This is a genomic window from Photobacterium sagamiensis (assembly GCF_050337085.1).
In the GTDB taxonomy this organism is placed as follows: domain Bacteria; phylum Pseudomonadota; class Gammaproteobacteria; order Enterobacterales; family Vibrionaceae; genus Photobacterium; species Photobacterium sagamiensis.
This window is the reverse complement of sequence record NZ_JAKJSP010000006.1, coordinates 1-4,799: the sequence shown is the minus strand read 5'-3', so window position 1 is coordinate 4,799 and position 4,799 is coordinate 1. Positions and strand designations below refer to the sequence as shown.

Genomic DNA, 4,799 nt, shown 5'->3' with positions numbered 1-4,799 from the left:
ATCCACCCTTCCTCACGACTGAAAGTACTTTACAACCCGAAGGCCTTCTTCATACACGCGGCATGGCTGCATCAGGGTTTCCCCCATTGTGCAATATTCCCCACTGCTGCCTCCCGTAGGAGTCTGGACCGTGTCTCAGTTCCAGTGTGGCTGATCATCCTCTCAGACCAGCTAGGGATCGTTGCCTTGGTGAGCCTTTACCCCACCAACTAGCTAATCCCACCTGGGCTAATCTTGACGCGAGAGGCCCGAAGGTCCCCCTCTTTGGTCCCTGCTCGTAATGAACAAGGACGTTATGCGGTATTAGCTATCGTTTCCAATAGTTATCCCCCACATCAAGGCATATTCCCAGGCATTACTCACCCGTCCGCCGCTCGTCAGCAAAGAAGCAAGCTTCTTCCTGTTACCGCTCGACTTGCATGTGTTAGGCCTGCCGCCAGCGTTCAATCTGAGCCATGATCAAACTCTTCAATTAAAGTTTTGTTGTTCCTTTTGGACCGGCTCAATGATTTTTACTGATTTTCTTGTTTCACGTTTCTTTTAAAAGAAGTAATGAAGCATAAATTGACTGTGTCATCTTGCGATGATTAAGGTCACTCAGTTCATTGATAAATCTTTCGACGAATCATTTCACGAGTGCCCACACAGATTGCATGGTCAAATTGTTAAAGAGCTTTGCTTTCAAGCGTTTAACGCTGAAGCAGGAGGCGTATAATACGCTTTCCACTTTGAAAGTCAACATAATATTCTAAGTTTTCACTTAAAACCTTATGGTGACTCACCTCTGACGAGGTCAGTCGAAATTAAAGCCTGGCGATGACCTACTCTCACATGGGGAGACCCCACACTACCATCGGCGCTACTGCGTTTCACTTCTGAGTTCGGCATGGGATCAGGTGGGGCCACAGCGCTATGGTCGCCAGACAAATTCTGTTTATTCCCGGCCAAAGCCGAAAATAGCAATCTTGGAAAAACTAACTAGCGTGCAAATCGTTCTCAAACACCATTCAAGTGCTTATGGAGTCCAGTTAAAACCCCTTGGGTGTTGTATGGTTAAGCCTCACGGGCAATTAGTACAGGTTAGCTCAATGCCTCGCAGCACTTACACACCCTGCCTATCTACGTCGTAGTCTTCAACAACCCTTTAGGATACTTANAGTATCAGGGATGACTCATCTCAGGGCTCGCTTCCCGCTTAGATGCTTTCAGCGGTTATCGATTCCGAACTTAGCTACCGGGCAATGCTACTGGCGTAACAACCCGAACACCAGAGGTTCGTCCACTCCGGTCCTCTCGTACTAGGAGCAGCCCCCTTCAATCATCCAACGCCCACGGCAGATAGGGACCGAACTGTCTCACGACGTTCTAAACCCAGCTCGCGTACCACTTTAAATGGCGAACAGCCATACCCTTGGGACCGACTTCAGCCCCAGGATGTGATGAGCCGACATCGAGGTGCCAAACACCGCCGTCGATATGAACTCTTGGGCGGTATCAGCCTGTTATCCCCGGAGTACCTTTTATCCGTTGAGCGATGGCCCTTCCATTCAGAACCACCGGATCACTATGACCTGCTTTCGCACCTGCTCGAATTGTCATTCTCGCAGTCAAGCGGGCTTATGCCATTGCACTAACCTCACGATGTCCGACCGTGATTAGCCCACCTTCGTGCTCCTCCGTTACTCTTTGGGAGGAGACCGCCCCAGTCAAACTACCCACCAGGCACTGTCCGCAATCCCGATYAGGGACCGACGTTAGAACATCAACACGACAAGGGTGGTATTTCAAGGATGACTCCATACGAACTGGCGCCCGTATTTCATAGTCTCCCACCTATCCTACACATGTAGGGTCAATGTTCAGTGCCAAGCTGTAGTAAAGGTTCACGGGGTCTTTCCGTCTAGCCGCGGGTACACAGCATCTTCACTGCGATTTCAATTTCACTGAGTCTCGGGTGGAGACAGCGTGGCCATCATTACGCCATTCGTGCAGGTCGGAACTTACCCGACAAGGAATTTCGCTACCTTAGGACCGTTATAGTTACGGCCGCCGTTTACCGGGGCTTCGATCAAGAGCTTCGACCGAAGTCTAACCCCATCAATTAACCTTCCGGCACCGGGCAGGCGTCACACCGTATACGTCATCTTTCGATTTTGCACAGTGCTGTGTTTTTAATAAACAGTTGCAGCCACCTGGTATCTGCGACTCCCANYAGCTYNRNNNGCAAGNNNCNTCACCGCCRGGAGCGTACCTTCTCCCGAAGTTACGGTACCATTTTGCCTAGTTCCTTCACCCGAGTTCTCTCAAGCGCCTTGGTATTCTCTACCTGATCACCTGTGTCGGTTTGGAGTACGATTCCTTATAACCTGAAGCTTAGAGGCTTTTCCCGGAAGCATGGCATCAATGACTTCATCACCGTAGTGACTCGACATCGGGTCTCAGCCTAGCGTATTCCCGGATTTACCTAAGAATACAGCCTACACCCTTGAACCAGGACAACCGTCGCCTGGCCCACCTAGCCTTCTCCGTCCCCCCATCGCAGTTATAAGAAGTACAGGAATATTAACCTGTTTCCCATCGACTACGCCTTTCGGCCTCGCCTTAGGGGTCGACTTACCCTGCCCCGATTAACGTTGGACAGGAAACCTTGATCTTCCGGCGAGGGAGTTTTTCACTCCCTTTATCGTTACTCATGTCAGCATTCGCACTTCTGATACCTCCAGCATGCCTTACGACACACCTTCAACGGCTTACAGAACGCTCCCCTACCCAATATGACAAGTCATATTGCCGCAGCTTCGGTGTATAGCTTAGCCCCGTTAAATCTTCCGCGCAGGCCGACTCGACCAGTGAGCTATTACGCTTTCTTTAAATGATGGCTGCTTCTAAGCCAACATCCTGGCTGTCTGAGCCTTCCCACATCGTTTCCCACTTAGCTATAACTTTGGGACCTTAGCTGGCGGTCTGGGTTGTTTCCCTCTCCACGACGGACGTTAGCACCCGCCGTGTGTCTCCCGGATAGTACTTACTGGTATTCGGAGTTTGCAAAGGGTTGGTAAGTCGGGATGACCCCCTAGCCTTAACAGTGCTCTACCCCCAGTAGTATTCGTCCGAGGCGCTACCTAAATAGCTTTCGGGGAGAACCAGCTATCTCCAGGTTTGATTGGCCTTTCACCCCTAGCCACAAGTCATCCGCTAATTTTTCAACATTAGTCGGTTCGGTCCTCCAGTAAGTGTTACCTCACCTTCAACCTGCCCATGGCTAGATCACCTGGTTTCGGGTCTAATCCTAGCAACTGTACGCCCAGTTAAGACTCGGTTTCCCTACGGCTCCCCTAATCGGTTAACCTTGCTACTAAAATTAAGTCGCTGACCCATTATACAAAAGGTACGCAGTCACCCAACAAGTGGGCTCCTACTGCTTGTACGTACACGGTTTCAGGTTCTATTTCACTCCCCTCACAGGGGTTCTTTTCGCCTTTCCCTCACGGTACTGGTTCACTATCGGTCAGTCAGGAGTATTTAGCCTTGGAGGATGGTCCCCCCATGTTCAGACAGGATATCACGTGTCCCGTCCTACTCGATTTCACTTCAAAGGCRTTGTCGGTTACAGGGCTATCACCTTGTTYCGCTGTGCTTTCCAGCACATTCACCTAACAGCTATGAAGCTTAAGGGCTAATCCGGGGTCGCTCGCCGCTACTGCCGGAATCTCAATTGATTTCTCTTCCTCGGGGTACTTAGATGTTTCAGTTCCCCCGGTTCGCCTCGCTACGCTATGTATTCACRTNRCGATACTGGCTTATGCCAGTGGGTTTCCCCATTCGGAAATCGCAGACTCAAGTGGCTTTTACTGCCTAATCTACGCTTATCGCAAGTTAATACGTCCTTCATCGCCTCTGACTGCCAAGGCATCCACCGTGTACGCTTAGTCACTTAACCATACAACCCCAAGAGGTTTCGTATGGCAACAACCAAGGTTTCTCTCTTAAAAGAGAGGATTTGTTTTCGCCGGACTCTACACAAGACACTTGAATGTGTTTGTTTTGAGAACTCGTTTTTTATCCCTTCTTTAAATAAGAAGTCATAAAAAACATTTGTAATTGAATTCGAAAATTCAATTTACTAGTCAGCTTTCCAGATTGTTAAAGAACATTGTGTTGAACTTCCTAAGAAGTTGTCCACTTTCTAAAAACACTAAACAGTATTCTTACAAAGTGGTTTCCTTGCTAAGACAAGGCATGAAGAGAGGACGTTTAGTACACTAAACGACGAACTTCATAACGAAGTATTAGGAAGAAATGGTGGGCGATACCGGGCTCGAACCAGTGACCCCCTCCTTGTAAGGGAGGTGCTCTCCCAACTGAGCTAATCGCCCTCCGAAGTTTTACATCCTCGAAGAGAAGATGGTGGGTCGTGCAGGATTCGAACCTGCGACCAATTGATTAAAAGTCAACTGCTCTACCAACTGAGCTAACGACCCATACTTCTTTAAAAGAAGTGGCGTCCCGTAGGGGAGTCGAACCCCTGTTACCGCCGTGAAAGGGCGGTGTCCTAGGCCTCTAGACGAACGGGACTAAGTTTTCGATGTTATTGGGTAACATCGTGTTCTTTTACATTTCGACCAAGCAATCTGTGTGGACACTGCATAAAACAGTAAGTCTTTAGGTAAGGAGGTGATCCAGCCCCAGGTTCCCCTAGGGCTACCTTGTTACGACTTCACCCCAGTCATGAACCACACCGTGGTAAACGCCCTCCCGAAGGTTAAGCTATCTACTTCTGGTGCAGCCCACTCCCATGG

Annotated in this window: 3 tRNA genes and 4 rRNA genes; all 7 read right to left on the bottom strand. The window is 49.4% G+C overall.

From position 1 onward, the window contains the following. Positions 1 to 475 (bottom strand): 16S ribosomal RNA (locus L4D76_RS00675); the annotation flags it as partial. A gap of 333 nt (positions 476 to 808) precedes the next feature. Further along, positions 809 to 924, bottom strand: a 5S ribosomal RNA gene (rrf, locus tag L4D76_RS00670). 125 nt (positions 925 to 1,049) lie between these two features. Then, positions 1,050 to 3,940, bottom strand: a 23S ribosomal RNA gene (locus L4D76_RS00665). Positions 3,941 to 4,300: 360 nt separating this feature from the next. Beyond that, positions 4,301 to 4,376, bottom strand: a tRNA-Val gene (locus L4D76_RS00660). A 29-nt stretch (positions 4,377 to 4,405) separates the two neighbouring features. After that, positions 4,406 to 4,481 (bottom strand) — tRNA-Lys (locus L4D76_RS00655). An 18-nt stretch (positions 4,482 to 4,499) separates the two neighbouring features. Further along, positions 4,500 to 4,575: transfer RNA gene (locus tag L4D76_RS00650), tRNA-Glu, on the bottom strand. A gap of 92 nt (positions 4,576 to 4,667) precedes the next feature. Continuing rightward, positions 4,668 to 4,799 (bottom strand): 16S ribosomal RNA (locus tag L4D76_RS00645); the annotation flags it as partial.